15 protein-coding genes and 4 pseudogenes are annotated in these 20,971 nt (G+C 41.4%); 13 read left to right on the top strand and 6 right to left on the bottom strand.

Going from position 1 to position 20,971, the window contains the following annotated elements; translation table 11 throughout:
- Nucleotides 1-14 precede the first annotated feature (14 nt).
- The 4 genes and pseudogenes from SRA_RS10580 to SRA_RS09765 form a co-directional block, all read left to right on the top strand.
- Nucleotides 15-267 (top strand): annotated as a pseudogene (locus SRA_RS10580) (biotin/lipoyl-containing protein); the annotation flags it as partial.
- Nucleotides 258-1,754, top strand: coding sequence for a dihydrolipoyl dehydrogenase (gene lpdA / locus SRA_RS09775; RefSeq protein WP_404827212.1), 1,497 nt, complete (start codon nucleotides 258-260; stop codon nucleotides 1,752-1,754). The pseudogene SRA_RS10580 and the gene lpdA, both read left to right, overlap by 10 nt.
- Nucleotides 1,755-1,850: 96 nt before the next feature.
- Nucleotides 1,851-2,840 (top strand): lipoate--protein ligase, encoded by a 990-nt coding sequence (gene lplA / locus SRA_RS09770; protein ID WP_003090400.1) that lies wholly within the window; start codon nucleotides 1,851-1,853, stop codon nucleotides 2,838-2,840.
- A 502-nt stretch (nucleotides 2,841-3,342) separates the two neighbouring features.
- Complete coding sequence (locus tag SRA_RS09765) at nucleotides 3,343-4,488, top strand: amidohydrolase (protein WP_003090396.1); 1,146 nt, start codon at nucleotides 3,343-3,345, stop codon at nucleotides 4,486-4,488.
- A 71-nt stretch (nucleotides 4,489-4,559) separates the two neighbouring features.
- Here SRA_RS09765 and SRA_RS09760 read toward each other — a convergent pair.
- The 3 genes and pseudogenes from SRA_RS09760 to SRA_RS09750 form a co-directional block, all read right to left on the bottom strand.
- Nucleotides 4,560-4,847: pseudogene (locus SRA_RS09760) on the bottom strand (MFS transporter); the annotation flags it as partial.
- 360 nt (nucleotides 4,848-5,207) lie between these two features.
- Complete coding sequence (def, locus tag SRA_RS09755) at nucleotides 5,208-5,822, bottom strand: peptide deformylase (protein ID WP_003090392.1); 615 nt, start codon at nucleotides 5,820-5,822, stop codon at nucleotides 5,208-5,210.
- Nucleotides 5,823-5,894: 72 nt separating this feature from the next.
- Nucleotides 5,895-6,542 (bottom strand): cyclic nucleotide-binding domain-containing protein, encoded by a 648-nt coding sequence (locus SRA_RS09750; protein WP_003090390.1) that lies wholly within the window; start codon nucleotides 6,540-6,542, stop codon nucleotides 5,895-5,897.
- A 594-nt stretch (nucleotides 6,543-7,136) separates the two neighbouring features.
- Here SRA_RS09750 and SRA_RS09745 point away from each other — a divergent pair.
- The 3 genes from SRA_RS09745 (at nucleotide 7,137) to rpsO (ending at nucleotide 11,844) form a co-directional block, all read left to right on the top strand.
- The gene (locus SRA_RS09745) at nucleotides 7,137-8,309 is read left to right on the top strand and encodes an MFS transporter (RefSeq protein WP_003090388.1); all 1,173 of its coding nucleotides are present in this window, start codon (nucleotides 7,137-7,139) and stop codon (nucleotides 8,307-8,309) included.
- 350 nt (nucleotides 8,310-8,659) lie between these two features.
- Entirely contained in the window at nucleotides 8,660-11,329 is a 2,670-nt protein-coding gene (gene adhE, locus SRA_RS09740) for a bifunctional acetaldehyde-CoA/alcohol dehydrogenase (protein ID WP_003090381.1), read from the top strand.
- 245 nt (nucleotides 11,330-11,574) lie between these two features.
- Nucleotides 11,575-11,844, top strand: coding sequence for a 30S ribosomal protein S15 (rpsO, locus tag SRA_RS09735; protein ID WP_003090378.1), 270 nt, complete (start codon nucleotides 11,575-11,577; stop codon nucleotides 11,842-11,844).
- A gap of 263 nt (nucleotides 11,845-12,107) precedes the next feature.
- Here rpsO and SRA_RS10275 read toward each other — a convergent pair.
- The 3 genes and pseudogenes from SRA_RS10275 to SRA_RS09725 form a co-directional block, all read right to left on the bottom strand.
- Nucleotides 12,108-12,299 (bottom strand): annotated as a pseudogene (locus tag SRA_RS10275) (transposase); the annotation flags it as partial.
- 359 nt (nucleotides 12,300-12,658) lie between these two features.
- Nucleotides 12,659-13,831 carry an MFS transporter gene (locus SRA_RS09730; RefSeq protein WP_003090376.1) on the bottom strand — a complete coding sequence of 391 codons (1,173 nt, stop codon included), beginning with the start codon at nucleotides 13,829-13,831 and terminating at the stop codon, nucleotides 12,659-12,661.
- 115 nt (nucleotides 13,832-13,946) lie between these two features.
- On the bottom strand, nucleotides 13,947-14,231 hold the full coding sequence (locus SRA_RS09725; RefSeq protein ID WP_003090374.1) for an ArsR/SmtB family transcription factor: 285 nt from the start codon (nucleotides 14,229-14,231) through the stop codon (nucleotides 13,947-13,949).
- A 637-nt stretch (nucleotides 14,232-14,868) separates the two neighbouring features.
- Here SRA_RS09725 and SRA_RS10265 point away from each other — a divergent pair.
- From SRA_RS10265 to SRA_RS09700, 6 genes and pseudogenes are all read left to right on the top strand, one after another.
- Nucleotides 14,869-15,004 (top strand): annotated as a pseudogene (locus SRA_RS10265) (site-specific integrase); the annotation flags it as partial.
- Nucleotides 15,005-15,424: 420 nt separating this feature from the next.
- Complete coding sequence (gene pnp / locus SRA_RS09720) at nucleotides 15,425-17,617, top strand: polyribonucleotide nucleotidyltransferase (RefSeq protein ID WP_003090370.1); 2,193 nt, start codon at nucleotides 15,425-15,427, stop codon at nucleotides 17,615-17,617.
- Complete coding sequence (locus SRA_RS09715; protein WP_003090367.1) at nucleotides 17,607-18,347, top strand: SseB family protein; 741 nt, start codon at nucleotides 17,607-17,609, stop codon at nucleotides 18,345-18,347. Before pnp ends, SRA_RS09715 begins: the two co-directional genes overlap by 11 nt.
- Before the next feature lie 18 nt (nucleotides 18,348-18,365).
- On the top strand, nucleotides 18,366-18,983 hold the full coding sequence (gene cysE / locus SRA_RS09710; protein WP_003090366.1) for a serine O-acetyltransferase: 618 nt from the start codon (nucleotides 18,366-18,368) through the stop codon (nucleotides 18,981-18,983).
- A gap of 200 nt (nucleotides 18,984-19,183) precedes the next feature.
- Nucleotides 19,184-20,527 (top strand): cysteine--tRNA ligase, encoded by a 1,344-nt coding sequence (gene cysS / locus SRA_RS09705; RefSeq protein ID WP_003090365.1) that lies wholly within the window; start codon nucleotides 19,184-19,186, stop codon nucleotides 20,525-20,527.
- Nucleotides 20,520-20,918, top strand: a complete 399-nt coding sequence (locus tag SRA_RS09700; protein ID WP_003090364.1) for a Mini-ribonuclease 3 — start codon at nucleotides 20,520-20,522, stop codon at nucleotides 20,916-20,918. Before cysS ends, SRA_RS09700 begins: the two co-directional genes overlap by 8 nt.
- Nucleotides 20,919-20,971 lie beyond the last annotated feature (53 nt).

The following is a 20,971-nucleotide window of genomic DNA, read 5'->3' as shown; positions in this document are numbered from 1 at the left end:
TAAAGGAGAAAAAAATGGCAGCTGAAATCATTATGCCAAAGCTCGGTGTAGACATGCAGGAAGGTGAAATCATCGAGTGGAAAAAACAAGAAGGCGATGAGGTCAAGGAGGGGGATATCCTGCTTGAAATCATGTCTGATAAGACCAATATGGAAATCGAAGCCGAAGATTCAGGTGTTCTTTTAAAAATTGTTAAAGGTGATGGAGAAGTTGTCCCGGTAACGCAAGTAATTGGCTATATCGGTGCAGCCGGTGAAGTGGTTGAAACAGATGCAGCACCGGCGGCTTCTGCTGATGATCTCAAGGCAGCTGGTCTTGAAGTCCCTGATGCACCGGCAGATCAGGCAGTTGCTCAAAGGGCACCGCTGGCTGACGATGAGTATGATATTATCGTTGTTGGAGGCGGTCCTGCCGGTTACTATGCTGCTATTCGCGGTGCACAGTTGGGCGGCAAAGTGGCAATCGTCGAAAAATCAGAATTCGGCGGAGTCTGCCTCAATAAAGGTTGTATCCCAACTAAGACTTATCTGAAAAATGCTGAAATTCTTGACGGCATTAAGATTGCGGCCGGCCGTGGGATCAACCTTGCTTCAACCAACTATACCATTGATATGGACAAGACAGTTGACTTTAAAAACTCAGTTGTTAAGACATTGACAGGCGGGGTTCAAGGTCTGTTAAAAGCTAATAAAGTTGCTATTTTTAATGGTCTTGGCCAGGTTAATCCTGATAAGACAGTGACCATTGGTTCGGAAACAATCAAAGGCCATAACATTATTTTAGCGACCGGATCCAAAGTGTCGCGCATTAACATTCCAGGCATTGATTCATCGCTTGTTCTAACCTCAGATGATATTCTTGATTTGCGTGAGATTCCTAAGTCTCTGGCTGTTATAGGAGGCGGTGTTGTTGGTATTGAGCTGGGACTTGTCTGGGCATCATACGGTGTTGAAGTTACTGTTATTGAAATGGCTGACCGTATTATTCCTGCAATGGATAAGGAAGTCTCTCTTGAGCTGCAAAAGATTTTGTCTAAGAAGGGCATGACGATTAAAACATCTGTCGGTTTGGAAGAAATTGTTGAGGCCAATAACCAGCTGACATTGAAGCTAAACAACGGCGAAGAAGTTGTGGCTGAAAAGGCTTTGCTTTCCATCGGACGTGTACCGCAGATGAAGGGCCTTGAAAAACTTGACCTTGAAATGGATCGCGGCCGCATTAAAGTGGATGATTACCAAGAAACCTCTATTCCTGGAATTTATGCTCCCGGTGATGTCAACGGTCTTAAGATGCTGGCTCATGCCGCTTACCGTATGGGGGAAGTGGCTGCCGAAAACGCTCTTAAGGGAAACACTCGCAAGGCTCATCTTGCCTTTACGCCAGCAGCGGTCTACACGCATCCTGAAGTGGCGATGTGCGGAATTACCGAAGAAGAGGCGCGTGCTAAATATGGCAATGTGCTGATTGGAAAATCTAGCTTTACAGGAAACGGCCGTGCCATTGCTTCAAATGAGGCTCAGGGATTTGTTAAGGTTATTGCAGATAGCAAGTACCATGAAATTCTTGGAGTTCACATCATTGGTCCGGCTGCGGCAGAATTGATTAACGAGGCTTCAACAATCATGGAAAATGAGCTGACAGTTGACGAAGTGGTTCAGTCCATCCACGGACATCCAACTTTCTCAGAAAACATGTACGAAGCATTTGCTGATGTTTTGGGCGAAGCCGTTCACAATCCGCCAAGGCGCCGCTGATTAGTGAGGAATTTAGATTGTATCTGATGGGGGATGGACGAAATAAGCATCTGTCTTATGCAGCTGTCCCTCTTTAAATAATTTTTAGGAGAAAAAATGAAGTATATTGTCAGTCATTCGAATAACCCGGCTTTTAATATTGCTCTGGAGGCTTATGCCTTTAGGGAAATGCTGGATGAAGATGAAATTTTTATTCTATGGATTAATGAGCCGACTATTGTTATCGGCAAGCACCAGAATGCTATTGAAGAGATTAACAAGGAATACACAGACGCTCACGGTATCCATGTTGTCCGCCGTTTGTCAGGCGGCGGAGCCGTTTATCATGACCTTAACAATCTGAATTATACGATTATTTCCAATAAGGCAGATGAAGGGGCATTTGATTTCAAGACGTTTTCAAAACCTGTTATTGATACTCTGGCCAAATTAGGAGTCAAAGCTGAATTTACCGGCCGCAATGACCTCGAAATTGACGGGAAAAAATTCTGCGGCAATGCTCAGGCTTATTACAAGGGACGAATGATGCACCATGGCTGCCTCATGTTTGATGTGGATACATCTGTTTTAGCAGATGCACTTAAAGTAAGCAAGGACAAGATTGAATCTAAAGGAATAAAATCTGTCCGAGCACGGGTAACCAATATTAATGATGAGCTGCCTCAAAAAATGGATGTATTGGCCTTCCGCGATGCTCTTCTTGAACAAGTCAAAGAAGAAAATCCAGATATGACAGAGTATGAATTTTCAGAAGCTGAGCTGGAGCGTATCAGGCAGTCTGAAAAAGAGCAGTTTGGCAACTGGGATTGGATTTACGGAGCAGCACCAGAATACACTATTAAACGCAGTGTCCGTTATCCTGCCGGTAAGATTACCACCTATGCCAATGTTGAAAAATCAGTTATTAAATCGATCAAAATCTACGGTGATTTCTTTGGTATCGGTGATGTATCAGATATCGAACAGCTCCTTGTTGGCAGCCGTTATGAATATAAGGATATTTTGGAAAAACTCAAAACCATTGACACCAACAATTATTTTAGCCGCATGACAACAGAGGAAGTCGCTAAGGCGATTGTGGCTTAAGATAAAGATACCATTTTACGTGATTGACCAAGGGGTTGGGCAAGACATCCATGATGGCTTCGCCCTCACCCACAGATGTTGAATGGCAGTTTCGTTCGCGTTTTACGCTCTTGAGCTGACCTATTCAACTGTGCGAGGGTGGGGCTACAAAATCGATTTCTACGAAATCCCGATTTTTTATACTCATGCTTAAAGCGATATTTTGGCGTCCTCGTCAGCAGAGTGGATTAGTTTGTCCCTCGATAGCGTTATCAATAAATTACCAACCACAAAGCCCTCACTAGGATTATACACCTAGCGAGGGCTTTTAAGCTTGTTTTCATTTTTCTGTGGGTGCTTGCACAACAATCATCGCGGTTTGTCCCACTCCCTTTTATATACAATCAAAAATCGTTTGCTGCCTATAACTTTTTTTTATGGCAATTCATAAAAAATATAGATTATGCAAGCCTAAAAAGAGATGATACTATAGTTTCAAATTGTAGAAGATTAGGAGGAGCAAATGTCAGAACAGTTTTATGAAAACTTAGCAGAACTTCGTCATTATATCCATCAAAATCCTGAAATTTCAGAAAAGGAATTTGAAACAACAGCCTTTCTTAAAAATTATTTGAAAGATTTGGGAATTGAGCCCCAATCTTACCCTTTGAAAACGGGTGTCATTGCAGAAATTGGTTCTGGTGAACCGATTGTAGCTATAAGAGCCGATATTGATGCTCTTCCCATTGTTGAAAAAACAGGACTTGCTTATGCCAGTGAAAATGGAGCTATGCATGCTTGCGGCCATGATTTTCATCAAACCAGTTTATTAGGTGCTGCTCAAATTCTGAAAGAAAGAGAAGCAGAAGTCAAAGGAACTGTCCGCCTTATCTTTCAGCCTGCTGAAGAAAATTTTCAAGGAGCTTATCAAATCATTGAAGCTGGCGGTATTGAAGGCGTCTCTGCTATCATCGGCTACCATAACAATCCTCATTTGCAAGTGGGACAAATTGGTCTGCGTTCAGGAGCAATCATGGCCGGAGTTGAACAATTTGAGGTGACTGTGAATGGTATCAGTTCCCATGCAGCCCGTCCGGATTTGGGAGTGGATACGGTGTTAACTATCACTACTATCATCAATAATTTGCAGAACATTGTTGCACGTACCGTCTCACCGTTTGATTCGGCTGTTTTATCGGTTACGCATATTGATGTTGGTACAACTTGGAATGTTCTGCCAGCGAAGGGCTTCTTTGAAGGGACTATTCGGACTTTTGATCCAGAGGTTCGATTAGCTGTCATTGATAAGTTTAGCAAGATTGTTGAACAAACAGCAGAACAGTTTGGGGCACGAGTTTCCATTCAGTGGGGAAATTCGCCCAAAGTAACTTATAATGATGCTAGTTTGACTCCTCTTATTTTTGAAAATTCCAAGAAATTTGCTCAAGTGATTGAAACCCTGCCATCAACCGGAGGGGAAGACTTTGCAGCCTATCAAGAAGAGATTCCAGGCGTCTTTGCCTTTATCGGCTCCAATGGTGCTGCTAATGCACCCGACTGGCATCATGATGATTTCATCGTCAAAGATGAAGCTTTACCAATTGCTGTCAATTATTTTGTTGAAAGTGCCTTTAAACTATTAGAATATTATGGGGAATCAGATGATTAAACCCACAACTCCATAGTTCATAAAATAAACCCCAAGGCTATTATTGTTAATCTTGGGGTTTTTATTAAATGTTATGATTTTGTCAGTCCTTCTAGGTAACGTCTTTTCTTTGGAAATAGGAAAGATAGTAATAAGAAAACAACTAAGCAAGGAATCCAAATTTTATAGATAGAAATGTAAGCTCCTATCATGCTGGAATGATTATACTGGCTTAAATTTGCCATATTATGAGTAACCATTGAAATAAAAACAGAAACACCTAAAACAGAACCAATTTGTCTGACAACTCCAACAACACTTTGAGAAGCAGTGAGCAACTCACCTTGTAGAGTTGATGCTGCTAAAACATTGACAGGAGAGAATACGTCCGAGAATTAAAAGTAAAAAGAGGTTGGGCAAAAAGTCCAACCTCATCAATTAGAGTTCGTTTTAACATCATAAGGCAGTGGTTGGGAGAAACTCTGTTAGCTTTAGCTAACCTAGAGTTTCCCCTGCACAGTTTATTAGGCACTTCAGTGTCAATGAACCATTGTTGACTGGCAGTTTCGTTCGCGTTTTACGCTCTTGAGCTGACCGATTCACCTGTGCGGGGGTGGGAGTGAAATGGTCTCTCCCCAGACCGTTTCAGGTCACCGCCTAGAAATTAGGGAGCGGTGAGAACCAAAATTTTCAATTTTTGGCTTCTTTCCCACTCCCTTTTCAAAATCAGCAAAAGACAATCATTCAATCAGAAGCAATCCTTCCTTGACCTCAAAAGGATTCTTTTCGTTGATACGGTCATAAAACATGATTCCATTGGTATGGTCAATTTCGTGTTGGACAACGATTGAGTTAAAGCCTTTAAGCTTGATTTTCTTTTTGTCACCGTCTTTGTCATAATATTCAATGGTAACGCGGGAATGACGGATGACGTAACCCTCAACCACACGATCAACAGACAAACAGCCTTCACCATCAGCCAGTGCTGCATCTTGAACAGAATGGGCGATAATCCGAGGATTGTACATGACTTCTTCCAAGGCATAGGCCTCTTTAGGAGGATTGCCGTCCTCATCTTCAGGATTAGGAACGAGAACTGCGATAATGCGTTTAGAAATATCTAGTTGGGGTGCTGCCAGACCGACACCGCCGCGCAGACCCATTTTTTCAGCAGTTGTTGGATCCTGTGAATTTTTCAAAAACTGCAGCATTTTTTCACCCAGAATAATATCCTCATCGGTCAAAGGAAAAGTAACATCTTGGGCAACGGCGCGAAGAGTCGGATTGCCTTCACGGATAATATCATCCATATCAATCAAATGACTGGCTCGAGTAAGTTTTTCTATAATAGACATTCTTTTCTCCTTGTTCTTACAATAAGATAAATATAGCACAAAATAAGGGATAAATAAAGTTAGAAGACCCCTTTATTCCTTGATCTGCCATCGGCTCAGCTGCTTAGAATCAACAATGTGATAGTAGGGTTTTTGCTTGCGGATCAATCCTAGGGCAATGAACTCCCCAATGACACGCAGCAAGTGGCGGTAGCTTACACCGAATGAGTCTGCCAGCGTGCTCAGCTCCAGTTGGAAAGTGCCGCCTTTTTGGATAGCCAAAATATGACTGGCTAGGCGCTCTTTAACGGTATAAGAAAGATTGGTTGAAGCACGAATGTTTTGTTCGTAGAGAGACTGAGCCAGCCCCTGTCCTAATTTAAGCAGAAACAGCGGATCTTGCAGCAGCATATTTTTATTATTTTCAAGCGGCAGCTGGATAATCCAAGACTTTTCAAGGGCAATCACAGAAGACACCGTCTGCTGATTTGTTAAAAATTCAATATCACCGATAATCGTGGGTTTATCCTGAATATCTAGGATATGCTCTTTGCCGTTAAAGAGACGGCGGACAATTTTGATTTTTCCTTGGACAAAATAAGACAGTGCCTGTAAATCTTGGCCCTGCTGGCAGATGCATTCTCCGGCTGAGAAAGATTTAACCTGCAGCTTTTCAAAATAATGAGCAGGAAAAATATTTTCCAGCTGGAATTCTTGAATCCAATCGGTTAAGGTTTTCAAGATTGCGCCTCCTGTTTATGACATATGTCATATTTTTCTTGCTTAAGTTTGATTATACTCTATTTACGAGAAAAAACAAGTTTTCTACTCTTGGAAAAACTCATGCTAGGTTCTTGTTTTTGCTGATGCCAGCTTTACTGCCTCAATCTCCTATTTCAGTACTGACTGCGGCCGCTTGCGACGCGAGGAAGCGAAATCGATATTATTTCGCTAACGAGCTAGTGAGAGCTCTAGCGAAGCTCCCATAGGACTTCGCGTAGTTTCACCAGCGAATTCAATCACAGATAGTCTTGAGCGATCCGACGCGAGGAAGCGAAATCGATATTATTTCGCTAACGAGCTAGTAAGAGCTCTAGCGAAGCTCCCATAGGACTTCGCGTAGTTTCGCCAGCGAATTCAATCGCAGATAGTCTTGAGCGATCCGACGCGAGGAAGCGAAATCGATATTATTTCGCTAACGAGCTAGTAAGGAGGGCTAGACAGACTACTTATAGCGGCTGTCGTTAGTTATGAGACACTTGGCATCCATTAACTTTGCTGCCTTGCCTAGTCTGATTTTGATTTTCTTTGAGGTATTACTTTCAAGGAGTTTTTATGAAACAGTTGATGGAAAAAATCAGCCTTTTATCTTTATCCTTAATGCTGGTATCGACTTTTGCGGTCGCTCCTGCCCTGCCTAAAATGGTGGCCTTTTATCAAGAACAAGGTTACAGCAGCGCTCAGGTCGAATTGCTTTTATCCCTATCCTCCTTTGCTATTTTAACGACTCTCCTGATCAACCCTTGGCTGAACGCCCTGCTATCGGAGCGTTTGAGTGTTGTTTTAGGGTTGTCGCTTCTTTCTCTTGGAGGCATGCTACCAATTGCTGTTCAGATTTATGAGGTCGTTTTTTTGTCCCGCTTGCTTTTGGGATTTGGGATTGGCTTAATCAATGCCCGTGCTATTAATATTATCAGTGAACGGTTTTCGGGAAAAACACGTGTGCGAATGCTGGGTCTTAGAGGCTCCATGGAAGTGTTGGGATCAGCGGTTTTAACCTTTTTAGCCGGTCAGCTACTGGGGTATTCTTGGTCAGCTGCTTTTTTGATTTATGGTTTTGGGCTGCCTATTTTGGCTTTGTATCTTTTATTTGTTCCGCAGAAGGAGGAAAGCAAAGAACGAACAGTTAGCAGGCAAGAACGCAGGGAAAACTTTACCCCGCATCAGCTGCTCTATATTTTAGGAATGGCTCTGTATGCCAGCTTTGTCATTCTGGTAAATTCAGCCAATACCTTGCGCATTCCGATTTTAGTTGATAAGCTGCATCTGGGGACAGCCGGTCAAGCCAGTCTGATTTTAAGCTTGATGATGCTGATGGGTATTCTGGCAGGAACACTGTTTAGTGTTTTGCTTAGCTGGCTGAAAGATTATTTGATGTCTCTGGTTCTTTTAGTTTTAGGAGTGGGGCTCTTGCTGCTTTGGCAGGCTCAACAGTTATGGCTTTTGGGATTGGGAGCCTTGATTACCGGTTTTGTATATAGTTTAGGCGTGACCTTGGTGTTTCATAAAATTTCAGAGCACATTCCCCGCCAGCAGCTGACAACAGCCACAACGCTGGTACTCATAGGCTGTAATCTTGGCGGTGGCTGCGCTTCTGTTGTTCTGCAGCTGTTAGCACAAATCAGTTCGCACTTGAATGCTGCCTTTTTAATATTTGCTCTTGTAAGTTTTGTTTTGGGCTTCATCCTGCTGGCCCGTACAAAAGCTTGGTCTAAAAGCTCCAAATAGCAATTTTGGGGCTTTTTAGTTAATGATAAAATAGCTAAGCAAAAAATTTGAGAAAAAAATCACAAAAATACTTGACCTTTTTAAAAAATAAGTTTATTATAGTTGGTGAAGAATATCACAAACAGCATAGCGGATTAAACCAATTTAATGCTTGGCTGCTTATTTGGGCAATCTCAATTTAGGGAATCTTTCTTTTAAACTAAAGCACGCCTGCTTGTGCGGTTTTAAATGAAAGCGCTAAACTGCAAGTCTAATCAGCATATCAGTCAGCTAAAGCTTAAAAGTGATTTAATCTACTGCAATTCTTCTGGAAACAACTTTGTAAAGTACTTATGTAGGAGGATTTTTTAATGGCTAAAGCAACTAAAACTGCAGAACTCAGTGCTGAAGAATTGGCGCAGCAGTACACGGGTAAACTTGTAGATAAGGCACTGGAAGCTGAGCGTCTTTACGCAACTTATTCCCAAGAACAAGTTGATAAAATCGTAGCTGCTATGGCACTTGCTGGTTCTGAAGCATCCTTAGAATTGGCTAAAGAAGCCCATGAAGAAACTGGCCGCGGAGTTGTCGAAGATAAAGATACTAAGAACCACTTTGCGACAGAATATGTGTATGAACGCATTAAAAATGAAAAAACTGTTGGTATTATTGGTGAAGACAAAGTTGCCGGCAGTATCCAAATCGCAGCACCGCTTGGTGTTTTAGCTGGTATCGTGCCAACAACCAATCCAACATCAACAACCATGTTTAAGATCTTGGTGGCCTTGAAAACACGTAACGCTATCGTGTTCGCCTTCCACCCAGCAGCACAAAAATGTTCTGCTCATGCCGCTCAAATCTTGTATGATGCAGCAGTTAAAGCCGGCGCTCCTGAAAATATTGTTCAATGGATTGACACCCCATCTCTTGAAAATACAAGCGCTTTGATTTCAAATAAAAAGATTGCTTCCATTCTGGCAACCGGCGGACCTGGTATGGTAAATGCAGCTCTTAAATCTGGTAACCCATCAATGGGTGTTGGTGCTGGTAACGGTGCGGTTTATGTGGATGCGACTGCCCACCTTGACCGTGCAGTTGAAGACCTCCTTCTTTCTAAGCGTTTTGACAATGGTATGATTTGTGCGACTGAAAATTCAGCGATTGTTGAAGCACCAATCTACAAGGAATGGCTTGCCAAAATGCAGGAAAAAGGTGCTTACCTAGTGCCTAAGAAAGATTACAAAAAGTTAGAAAATTTTGTTTTCAATGATAACCATGGAGTGAACGGACCAGTTGCTGGTATGTCCGCACAGTGGATCTGCGAACAAGCTGGGGTAAAACTGCCAGAAGGAAAAGATGTTCTCTTGTTTGAACTTGATAAGAAAAATATCGGCGAAAAATTATCTTCAGAAAAACTTTCTCCACTCCTTTCAGTTTACAAAGCTAAAGACCGCAAAGAGGGTATCGAAATTGTGGCTGCTTTGCTTGATTACCAAGGTGCCGGTCACAACTGTGCTATCCAAATCGGTTCACAAGCTGATCCATTCGTTGCTGAATACGGTGATGCACTTAAGTCATCTCGTATCTTGGTTAACCAACCAGACTCAGTCGGCGGTATTGGTGATGTTTATACAGATGCATTGCAAGCCAGCTTAACACTTGGAACAGGATCATGGGGGAAAAATTCATTGTCACACAATTTATCTACTGGCGACCTCTTGAACGTGAAAACTGTTGCGAAACGCCGTAACCGTCCTCAATGGGTGCGTTTGCCAGAAAAAACTTACTACGAAAAAAATGCTATTTCTTACTTGCAAGATGAGTATGAACCAATGAAACGTGCTCTCATCGTTGCTGACCCAGGTATGGTTCAATTCGGCTTCGTTGATACTGTTTACGCACAATTGGCTCTTCGTGATGAAAAAGTTGTGACATCACTTTACGGTACCATCAAACCTGACCCAACACTTGGTCAAACCATTGAAATTGCTAAACAAATGCGCGACTTCAAACCTGATACAGTCATTGCTATCGGTGGTGGTTCTGCCATTGACGCGTCTAAGATTGCTCGTCTCATTTATGAAGTATCTCTTGATAAAGAAGATACTTGGCTTGATTCTTACGAAAACGTCAGCGAATTCTTCCTTGAATTGCAACAAAAATTCATTGATATCCGCAAACGGATCGTGAAATTTAAACATCAAACAACAACACGTCTCTTCTGTATCCCAACCACATCTGGTACAGGTGCTGAGGTGACACCATTTGCGGTTATCACAGACGACTTCACACACGTGAAATACCCTCTTGCTGACTATGAATTGGTGCCACAAGTTGCTATCGTTGACCCAGAATTTGTTATGACTGTACCAAAACGTACAGCAGCTTGGTCAGGTCTTGACGCTTTGTCACACGCTCTTGAATCTTACGTATCAGTAATGGCATCTGACTTTACACGTCCATGGTCACTTGAAGCGATTAAATTGATCATTGAAAACTTGGAAGATGCATATAACTATGATCCTAAGAACCCAACTCTTCGCGGTGAACAAGCTAAAGAAAACATGCACTATGCATCAACTATTGCAGGTATGGCCTTCGGTAATGCCTTCCTTGGCATCAACCACTCACTGGCTCACAAAACAGGTGGTGAGTTTGGACTTCCGCATGGTCTAGCAATTTCTATCGCTATGCAGCATGTTATTCGCTACAATGGGGTTTCTGGCAATGTGAAACGTTCTGTTTATCCACGTTACGAAGAATACCGTGCACAGCGTGATTATGCAGATATCGCTCGTCACCTCGGTCTTAAAGGCAAGGACGATGCTGAATTAGTTGAAGCGCTTTGCGCACGCATTGACAAATTGATGCACGCTGTCGGTGTCGAACCAAAACTGTCAGCTAATGGGGTTACTAAGAAAGCCTTTGATGCAGCAGTTGACCGTTTGGCAAGCTTGGCTTACGATGACCAATGTACGCCAGCTAATCCGCGTCAGCCATACATTGAAGAATTGAAACAGCTTTTGATTGATATGTTCTAAGCTCTATTGATATAGTTTGCAGTCAGGGTCCGCTTCGGCGGGCCTTTTTCAATTAGTATAAAATATTACCATATTACCGATGCTGTTAGCTAAGGCTTGCATTTTGCTCACCAAAGAAAATCAGTTGACGTTGGGGTGCTAATTTGCTAGAATAAGAATTGTCTTTAAGACAAGTAACCTTTTCTTGGTTCCGGGATTCGCCAAAACCCAGAACTCGGATTAAGGATTCAGAAGGAGAATATATTATGGCAATCTCAAAAGAGAAAAAAAATGAAATCATCGCACAGTATGCCCGTCACGAGGGCGACACGGGTTCAGTAGAAGTGCAAGTTGCTGTCCTGACTTGGGAAATCAACCACCTCAACGAACACATTAAACAGCATAAAAAAGACCACGCAACTTACCGTGGCTTGATGAAAAAAATCGGTCATCGCCGTAACCTCTTGGCTTATCTTCGCCGTACAGACGTTAACCGTTACCGTGATCTTATCAGCTCACTCGGACTTCGCCGTTAATTTAAAGGTGTCCGAAAGAAATTAAAAAGACGAGAGTGGGACAAAAATCGGTAAATCGTTATTAAAATGGGATTCCGATTTTGTTATCCCGCCTCCGCACAGTTTATTAGGATGGCCGTTATTACTTGTTTAGCAAGGGATGAAGACTTCCAATAAACCACTGTGTCAAGCAGTTGATGCTGCATAGATTGAGAGAGTTTGGGACTTTTGTCCAAACTCTTTTTTTTGTGGCTTCCTTGTCAACTGCAGTGGCTGGTGAAAAGCTAGGTTTTGGGGAGAATGACATGTGTTCTCTCCTTTTTGATATTCGGTGACAATAAGATTCGTTTCTTGAAGTTAGGGAAATTGCGATAGCTGAAGCCTTGATGCTTAATGTCTTTGATGAGTTTGTTAGTCGCCTCAAATCTAGCGTTTGAGTTGTCTAGTTCTAAAGCGTTCGTCTGAGGTTTTTTGTGTACTCAAAGAGGCTATAAACTCCTGATGGGGATTTCACCCATTACAGATATCATAGAGCCGAAAAAAACACCCCATGGTATGAACCATGAAGTGCTTGAATGTGCTGTGTTGTAGCTGGTTCTTAGCGTTTTGAGGCACGAAAACTTTGTTTTCTGTGCAGCCGTATCTGTAAGCAACTAAATCCGCAACAGCTACGTCAACTGTTCGGTCAATTTAGATAAAAAAACACTTTCCTAAATCGAGAAGTGTCTAAGCCGTAAGATAATCTGAACAAACAGATTAACGCTTACTAAATTGACTAGCTTTACGAGCTTTCTAAAATTTCATTATTACTTAGTATATCTTTTGTCATTTTATACTATACTCCTTCTTTGATAATATTTTGTGAAATAAGGATTGCAATAACTGTCGATACAACTGCGCTAATGCCTATAGCAGTAAATGATAGATTTTCTATCAGCACACCTCCTAAAGCTGAACCTAGTGTCAACCCCAAGTATAGGAATGAGCTGTTTAGTGATGTCATAGTTGCTCGACTTTCTGGAAGAATTGTTGCGTTAAATGTTGTTAACTGCGGTGCGCCAACACCTTGAGCAAAGGCTAGAATTGCTAAAATAATAATGAATAGAACTAAGTTAATACCTTTTACTCCTAAAATAAGGTAAGCAACACAACTAATAATTCCAGAAAAAAGAATAACCTTTTTCATTCCAAAGCTACTACCAATCCAACCACCACTAAAACTGCTAACAAAATTGCTAAGACCATAAACCATGAAAACTAATCCAATAGCCCCAACTGACAAATGAAAACTTTGACCGATATAAGTTCCTAAATAGGTATAAATGGCATAGAAACCATACATCCAAAATAGCATTGTTAGTAATCCCAGAGAAGCTCTTGGATTTTTGATAACATTGATGTAGTGGCTTAAAGGATTACTTATGATAGCATTTTGATTTTTAACATCTTTTTCAACAAATAAAATAATTAAAATCCATGAAATTGCTGCAAAAATTGAGGAGCCAAAAAATGTCCAATTCCAGTTCCACAAATTAGCAATAAAAGAACCTGCTGGAACACCGACTGCAATTGAAAGGGACAAGGCTGACATCACTATTCCCATGATTTTTCCAATATCTTCTTTATCAAAATTGTTCCCAATATAAGCATATACATTTGGAGTGAACATAGCAGCACCAAGTCCAGCCAATGCTCTAAAAATATAAAAAGAAGTTAAATTGGTAGCTGTTCCGCAAAGGAAAGTTGCAATTGTAAACAAAAGGAGCCCTGTCACAATCATCATCTTTCGGGGCAATCTTTCTGAAAAAGGTGCAATAATAGGTGCACCGACAGCATAAAAGATAGCATACACAGTGACTCCAAAACCAACATTAGCCACCTTAGTAGAAAAAGCAGTCGCAATTGTAGGCAGAAGGGACGAAATAATAAATGAATCTAGCCCTACAATAAATACTGCAATAAAAAAACCAACAACGGTCAATCTTTTTGACAAACTTAAATTAGACATTACTTTTACCTCACAATAAATATTAGTTTATTTCGATATTTTTATATTACAATGAATATCGAAATATAATTATTAAATTTTAGCATTAAAAGTACTATTTTAATGCTTTTTATCACTATTCTTTTACAAGAGTTTCCAGAAAACCAGGTAAATACTTTTCAAAAGTTTCTTTTCTTAGAGTGATATACCTATTTTGTCCTTCTCGCCTCGTGTATGTTAATCCAGCTTCTCTTAATGTTTTTAAGTGGTACGAAATAGTTGAATTCCCAATTCCCATTCCTTCACTTATCTGGCCACACCCCATTTCTTTATCTTCTACATATAATGTACGGACTATTTCTAATCGCGCTTGGTCTGCTAGAGCTTTTAAGATTTTCACTCTTAACTCGTTGTCAAACATATTACACCTCACTTTCTTGCACTAGATTATATCACTATTAAATCAATTTTACCAGAGTTATTTTGATTTTTATTGAAATATCGAAACGATCAAAATTGGAAACACTATAAATAATTGGTGCTATAGCGTTTTTCTTCATTAATTCTTTATAAACTTATCTTTGCAAATCGAATTACATCAAGTTCTTTATCTGATTGGTCTTTATACAACGAGATAAGATTGTCGGTTTTCTTCTGAATATCTTTTTCATATTTAAGTTTGATGAGGTCTATTTTATCCTCATCAGACATGGTATTGCTGGTTTCTGATTTCAACGCTTGAGTGAGTTGCTCTTTCGTATAAGTTTTTTGTTCCCCTCTCGCTGAAATTTTGACTAGTCAAAAAGGCTTTGTAACAATAGTCCTTCTTCTGTTATACGGGCATACTGGAAATTATTTGCCAAATGTTCTGCACATTTTAAATCTAATGGGGGACGAACACACATGAAATACATGCTAATCCCTTGATACGTTTGGGGATACGGATAATTAACTTTGCTGATTGCCGAAAAGCCTTGAGAGAGTATGTTCAAAGCAATTTCTGTACACGTTTAAAAAAATGACTGTATTTTTCTAGCTCAATTCAAAAGGAGAATACTATGTCAATTACAAAAACTAAAAATGGAACTTATCGCTTGCTTGTATATTTACATTTCAGAAGAAGTTAAGTCTTCCCTTAAAATTAATAAGAAAGTGATTGAAAAGCGTTTTAAACTAAGGAGTGAAGCTAAAAAAGTAATGATGTGAATTTTGCTAAAAAATCATCAAAAAACAGCTTGCCGGTGGATAAAGTGGCCGTATGGTAAATACAGCTCTTATTAATCTTGCAGACATTCCTTTGCAAGTAAAAAGAGGCAATGACTGTATACAAATGGAATAGAGCAAACGGATTTCCGGACCAAACCCGTAAAAAGCCCTTTCTTCTCTTTTTCTTTTCCTCTAAAATATGTTAAAATAAACGGGATACGTGGTTTTGTGCAAAGTTGAAGAAGTAAGTTCAGCCTGATTTTAAAGCTAATCATAAGACGCAGCTGAATGAATGATTTACAAAGTAAATTTTATCAGCCGTCGGAATAAACCGCGGTCCTAGGGTTGTTGATGCTTACTTCTTCAATTTTGTGGAAAACACGTAGAACAATTTTTCAGGAGAAAATAATGTCGAAACAAGTGTTTGAAACAGTCTTTGCTGGTAAAAAGTTAGTGGTTGAAATCGGTCAGGTTGCTAAACAAGCCAATGGAGCTGCTGTTATTCGCTATGGAAATTCAACTGTCCTTACAGCTGCTGTTATGTCTAAGAAAATGTCAACAGGTGACTTTTTCCCGCTGCAAGTCAACTATGAAGAAAAAATGTATGCTGCCGGAAAATTCCCAGGTGGCTTCAACAAGCGCGAAGGACGCCCGTCAACAGATGCAACCTTAACAGCCCGCCTTATTGATCGCCCCATCCGTCCGATGTTTGCGGAAGGCTTCCGCAATGAAATTCAGGTTATCAATACTGTCCTTTCCTATGATGAAGATGCCAGCGCTCCAATGGCAGCCATGTTTGGCAGTTCGCTTGCTCTTTCAATTTCTGATATTCCCTTTAATGGGCCCATTGCCGGAGTGCAGGTGGCTTACATTGATGGTCAGTTTATCATCAATCCATCAGCTGCGCAAAAAGAAGCGTCACTTCTTGAATTAACTGTTGCTGGTACCAAAGATGCCATCAACATGGTGGAATCCGGCGCCAAAGAATTGCCAGAAGAAATTATGCTTGAAGCGCTTCTTAAGGGACATGAGGCTGTCCGTGAGCTGATCGCTTTCCAAGAAGAAATCGTAGCAGCAGTTGGCAAAGAAAAAGCTGAGGTTGAGTTGCTTCAGGTTGATCCAGAATTGCAAGCTGAAATTATCACAGCTTACAATGCTGATCTTCAAAAAGCGGTTCAAGTTGAAGAGAAAAAAGCGCGTGAAGCAGCGACTGAAGCTGTTAAAGAGCAAGTCATTGCTGTTTACGAAGAACGCTACGCTGATGATGAAAATTACGAAACAATTATGCGTGACGTTGCTGAAATCCTTGAACAAATGGAACACGCAGAAGTACGTCGCTTGATTACCGAAGATAAGATTCGTCCTGACGGCCGTCGTGTTGATGAAATCCGTCCATTGGATGCGGAAATTGATTTTCTGCCGCAGGTGCATGGTTCTGGTCTTTTCACACGCGGCCAGACTCAGGCTTTATCAGTGTTGACCTTAGCTCCGATGGGGGAAACACAAATTGTTGACGGTCTTGATCCAGAGCATAAGAAGCGCTTTATGCACCACTACAATTTTCCACAGTATTCTGTCGGTGAAACGGGCCGCTACGGCGCACCGGGCCGCCGTGAAATCGGTCACGGAGCTCTGGGCGAGCGTGCTCTTGCGCAAGTTCTTCCTAGCTTAGAAGAATTTCCATATGCTATTCGTCTGGTAGCAGAAGTTTTGGAATCAAATGGTTCATCTTCGCAGGCTTCTATCTGTGCGGGGACTCTTGCCCTCATGGCTGGCGGTGTGCCTATTAAGGCACCGGTTGCCGGAATTGCTATGGGGCTCATTTCAGACGGTACCAATTATACTGTGTTGACAGATATTCAAGGGCTTGAAGATCACTTTGGGGACATGGACTTTAAGGTTGCCGGAACCCGCGAAGGAATTACAGCTCTGCAGATGGACATTAAGATTGCTGGAATCACACCGCAGATTCTGCAGGAAGCTCTTGCTCAGGCGAAAAAAGCTCGCTTTGAAATTCTTGATTTAATTGAGGCGACTATTTCTGAGCCCCGTTCGGAATTGGCTCCGACTGCGCCAAAAATTGATACCATTAAGATTGATGTTGATAAGATCAAGATTATCATTGGTAAAGGCGGTGAGACCATTGATAAAATCATTGAAGAAACCGGTGTTAAAATTGACATCGATGACGAAGGCAATGTTGCCATTTACTCCAGCGATCAAGATGCTATCAACCGTGCTAAGGAAATTATCAAGAACTTGGTGCGTGAAGCAAAGGTCGGTGAGGTTTATGAGGCTAAGGTTGTCCGCATTGAAAAATTTGGAGCCTTTGTCAACCTGTTTGACCAGACAGATGCTTTGGTTCATATTTCTGAGATTTCCTGGAGCCGAATCAATAAAGTCGAAGATGTACTGGCAATAGGGGATACGATTACCGTTAAGGTTATCAAAATAGATGACAAGGGACGTGTTGATGCTTCTATGAAGGCTCTTCTTCCGCGGCCGCCGAAAGCGGAAAAAACTTCCAGCCATCATAAATCTGAAAAACATCATCGTCCTGAAAAAAAGCATAAGGATAAAGAAGAAAAACATGATGCATAAATTTAACAAAGAACTTGACATGGCTCTGCGGAGTTTTATCAAGGAACCTGATAATTTTTTAAATAGTTTAACCCTTGTCAACAGTCTGCATTCTTTCCCTGTCTTGGCAAGCGATCAGCCCTATGCCATTTCGCTTGAAGGGCAAAAGGTGACGCCTGTCTTTACAGATATGGAAGATTTGAAGCTGTTCAGGGCGCAGCAAACCAGTGCCAGAAAGCAAAATTGGGTAGAGCGTCCGAGTCTTGAAGTTTTGGAAGAAGTCATTGTCAACGGTTTGAACGGCATTGTCTATAACATTAAGCGCACAGGAGATTTTGGCAACTCTACCATTTTTAAAAGCAATGAGATGGTACAGTTTATCAACAATTATACTGCTATCCTAAATACCGTTTTTAGTGAAGAAAACCAAGCGGCAGATATTTTAGATAAATACTATCTGGTGCCGGCTTTTATTCATCCTAAAGAAAACGGAGATTTTGACAAGGGCTTTCCAACCATGTCAAATCCGGATGGGGAAAGCTATGTGCCGATTTTTTCTAACCTGCCTAGCTTTGTCAAATGGTACCATGACAAGGAATTTGGGTTCCCATTTAGAGAAGCTCAGGGTGTTATCATGACTTGGAAAATAGCGGATATTCAAGATCCAAAAACCGAAGAAGCAGCTCTGGGAGTGGTTATCAATCCCTTTGATGACAAACAAATTGTTGTCGAATGGTCTGGTATGGATTAAAAGCAGAAGGAGATGAACATGGGTTGGTGGAAAGAAACCATTAATATTGTCAAAGAAAAAGATCCCGCAGCACGGACGTCGCTGGAGGTTCTTTTGACCTACCCAGGTGTTAAGGCTCTGGCCGCTCACCGGATTTCTCATTTCTTGTGGAAACATCATTGTAAATTATTGGCACGGATGCACAGTCAGTTTTGGCGCTTTTGGACACAGATTGAGATTCATCCAGGTGCTGAAATAGCTGAAGGTGTCTTCATTGACCATGGCTCAGGTTTAGTCATTGGTGAGACGGCTATTGTGGAAAAAGGTGCTATGCTTTATCATGGTGTAACACTTGGCGGTACAGGTAAAGATGTTGGCAAACGTCATCCCACTGTTCGCAAAGGTGCTCTTGTTTCAGCACATGCGCAAGTTATTGGCCCCATTGAGGTTGGTGCCGGAGCAAAAGTTGGTGCTGGAGCTGTTGTTGTCTCTGATGTTCCAGCGGATGTGACAGTTGTTGGTGTTCCAGCTAAGGTTGTCCGCGTTCATGGTCAAAAAGATGAAATTGCTATCCATGAAATGGAAGAAAGCCGTGAATACTATCTTCAAAAATTGGAAGAAGCCAAGGAAGCCAGCTTGCATTCGTCAAGGCTATAAATTCTAGGTGATTATAAATACAAGAGACTTAAAAGACTTGAGCACGAGAGGGGTTAAAGGCTCTTTATGTAATGACAATTAAAGGAAAGCAGAGCATGATGACATTATAAAGAAAGCTTGGCTTTATTAGTCTAACTTGGGAAAAGGTGCTTGTTATTAGAGAAACAAAGGCTCCTAAAAAATGATTGGAGAATTGATAGATGATTAAAATTTACGATACCATGACGCGCAGTCTGCGTGAATTTGTGCCTATTCATAAGAATACAGTGAACATGTATGTCTGCGGTCCGACAGTTTATAATTACATTCATATCGGCAATGCCAGAAGTGCAGTAGCTTTTGACACCATTCGCCGCTATTTTGAATATCGCGGCTATAGGGTTAATTATGTTTCCAACTTCACAGATGTTGACGACAAAATTATCAAGGCAGCGGCAAAAGCTGGTATGACCACCAAGGAATTGTCTGATAAATTTATTGCCGCTTTCAAAGAAGATGTTGCAGCCCTTGGTGTTAAGCCGGCGACTGCCAACCCGCGTGTCATTGATTATATGGATGAAATCATTGATTTTGTGCAGGTTTTGGTGGACAAGGGCTTTGCCTACGAAACAGCAGGAGATGTTTATTTTAGGGTTCGTAAATCAGATCATTATGCTGCTCTTGCCAATAAGACCTTGGAAGAATTAGAAATCGGAGCCAGCGGCCGAGTAGATGCCGAAAGTGAGCTCAAAGAAGACCCGCTTGATTTTGCCCTTTGGAAAGCCGCCAAAGCAGGGGAAATTTCCTGGGACAGTCCTTGGGGTCAGGGGCGTCCCGGCTGGCATATTGAATGCTCTGTAATGGCAACTGAGATTTTAGGGGACACTATTGATATTCACGGCGGCGGCGCTGACTTGGAATTCCCTCACCATACCAATGAGATTGCTCAGTCAGAGGCAAAAACAGGACAGCCTTTTGCCAACTACTGGATGCACAATGGCTTTGTCAATATTGACAATGAAAAAATGTCTAAATCTTTAGGAAATTTTATCACTGTTCACGATGCCCTCAAGACAATGGATGGACAGGTTTTGCGCTTTTTCTTTGCAACTCAGCATTACCGAAAACCCTTTAATTTCACAGAAAAAGCTATTCATGATGCTGAAGTTAATCTCAAATATCTGAAAAATACCTATGAACAGCCCTTCACAGATACGGTAGACGAAGCGGAATTTGCCCAACTTTTGGAAAGATTCCAAGAAGCTATGGATGAAGATTTTAATACTGCCAATGGTATTACGGTTGTTTTTGAAATGGCTAAATGGATTAATTCAGGTCATTACAATCAAGCGGTGAAGGATAAATTTGCAGAAATTCTCCAAATTTTTGGTATCGTTTTTGTTGAAGAAGTTTTGGATGCTGACATTGAAAAACTGATTGAAGAACGTCAGGCAGCGCGGGCAGCGCGTGATTTTGAAACCGCAGATGCTATCCGTGACCAATTGGCAGCCCAAGGCATCAAGCTTCTTGATACCAAGGACGGTGTGAGGTGGACACGTGACTAAGGCGGTTGATGTCAATTTAATCAATGGGCTTGCCCTTGCCTTTGAAGGTGATGCTATTTATTCCACTTATATTCGTAAACACCTGATTTTTCAGGGGCTTACTAAGCCCAATCAACTGCACCGCAAAGCGACTCGCTATGTATCAGCCAAGGCGCAGGCCATGTTAATCACTAAAATATTGGAAGCACAGCTATTGACCGAAAAAGAAGAAGATATTTACCGTCGCGGCCGCAATGCCAACAGCCATACCAAGGCTAAAAATACCGATGTCGTCACCTACAAGATGTCAACGGGTTTTGAGGCGGTCATGGGCTATCTTCACATGACTAATCAAGTTGAGCGCTTAGAAGAGTTGATTGATTGGTGTATTGAGGTAGTCGAGAGTAGTTAAAAAACAGTTTTCATCGAAAACTGTTTTTTAACTACTTGACTATAACCTTACGT

This window comes from Streptococcus ratti FA-1 = DSM 20564 (assembly GCF_000286075.1).
GTDB lineage: Bacteria > Bacillota > Bacilli > Lactobacillales > Streptococcaceae > Streptococcus > Streptococcus ratti.
This window is presented reverse-complemented; position numbering and strand designations above follow the sequence as displayed.

Excerpts from the sequence above, each read along its gene's own strand:
- cysS (WP_003090365.1), top strand. The coding sequence starts at position 19,184 with ATGATTAAAATTTACGATACCATGACGCGCAGTCTGCGTGAATTTGTG.
- adhE (WP_003090381.1), top strand. The coding sequence starts at position 8,660 with ATGGCTAAAGCAACTAAAACTGCAGAACTCAGTGCTGAAGAATTGGCG.
- cysE (WP_003090366.1), top strand. The coding sequence starts at position 18,366 with ATGGGTTGGTGGAAAGAAACCATTAATATTGTCAAAGAAAAAGATCCC.
- SRA_RS09715 (WP_003090367.1), top strand. The coding sequence starts at position 17,607 with ATGATGCATAAATTTAACAAAGAACTTGACATGGCTCTGCGGAGTTTT.
- SRA_RS09725 (WP_003090374.1), bottom strand. The coding sequence starts at position 14,231 with ATGTTTGACAACGAGTTAAGAGTGAAAATCTTAAAAGCTCTAGCAGAC.
- SRA_RS09765 (WP_003090396.1), top strand. The coding sequence starts at position 3,343 with ATGTCAGAACAGTTTTATGAAAACTTAGCAGAACTTCGTCATTATATC.
- lplA (WP_003090400.1), top strand. The coding sequence starts at position 1,851 with ATGAAGTATATTGTCAGTCATTCGAATAACCCGGCTTTTAATATTGCT.
- def (WP_003090392.1), bottom strand. The coding sequence starts at position 5,822 with ATGTCTATTATAGAAAAACTTACTCGAGCCAGTCATTTGATTGATATG.
- pnp (WP_003090370.1), top strand. The coding sequence starts at position 15,425 with ATGTCGAAACAAGTGTTTGAAACAGTCTTTGCTGGTAAAAAGTTAGTG.
- rpsO (WP_003090378.1), top strand. The coding sequence starts at position 11,575 with ATGGCAATCTCAAAAGAGAAAAAAAATGAAATCATCGCACAGTATGCC.
- SRA_RS09730 (WP_003090376.1), bottom strand. The coding sequence starts at position 13,831 with ATGTCTAATTTAAGTTTGTCAAAAAGATTGACCGTTGTTGGTTTTTTT.
- SRA_RS09745 (WP_003090388.1), top strand. The coding sequence starts at position 7,137 with ATGAAACAGTTGATGGAAAAAATCAGCCTTTTATCTTTATCCTTAATG.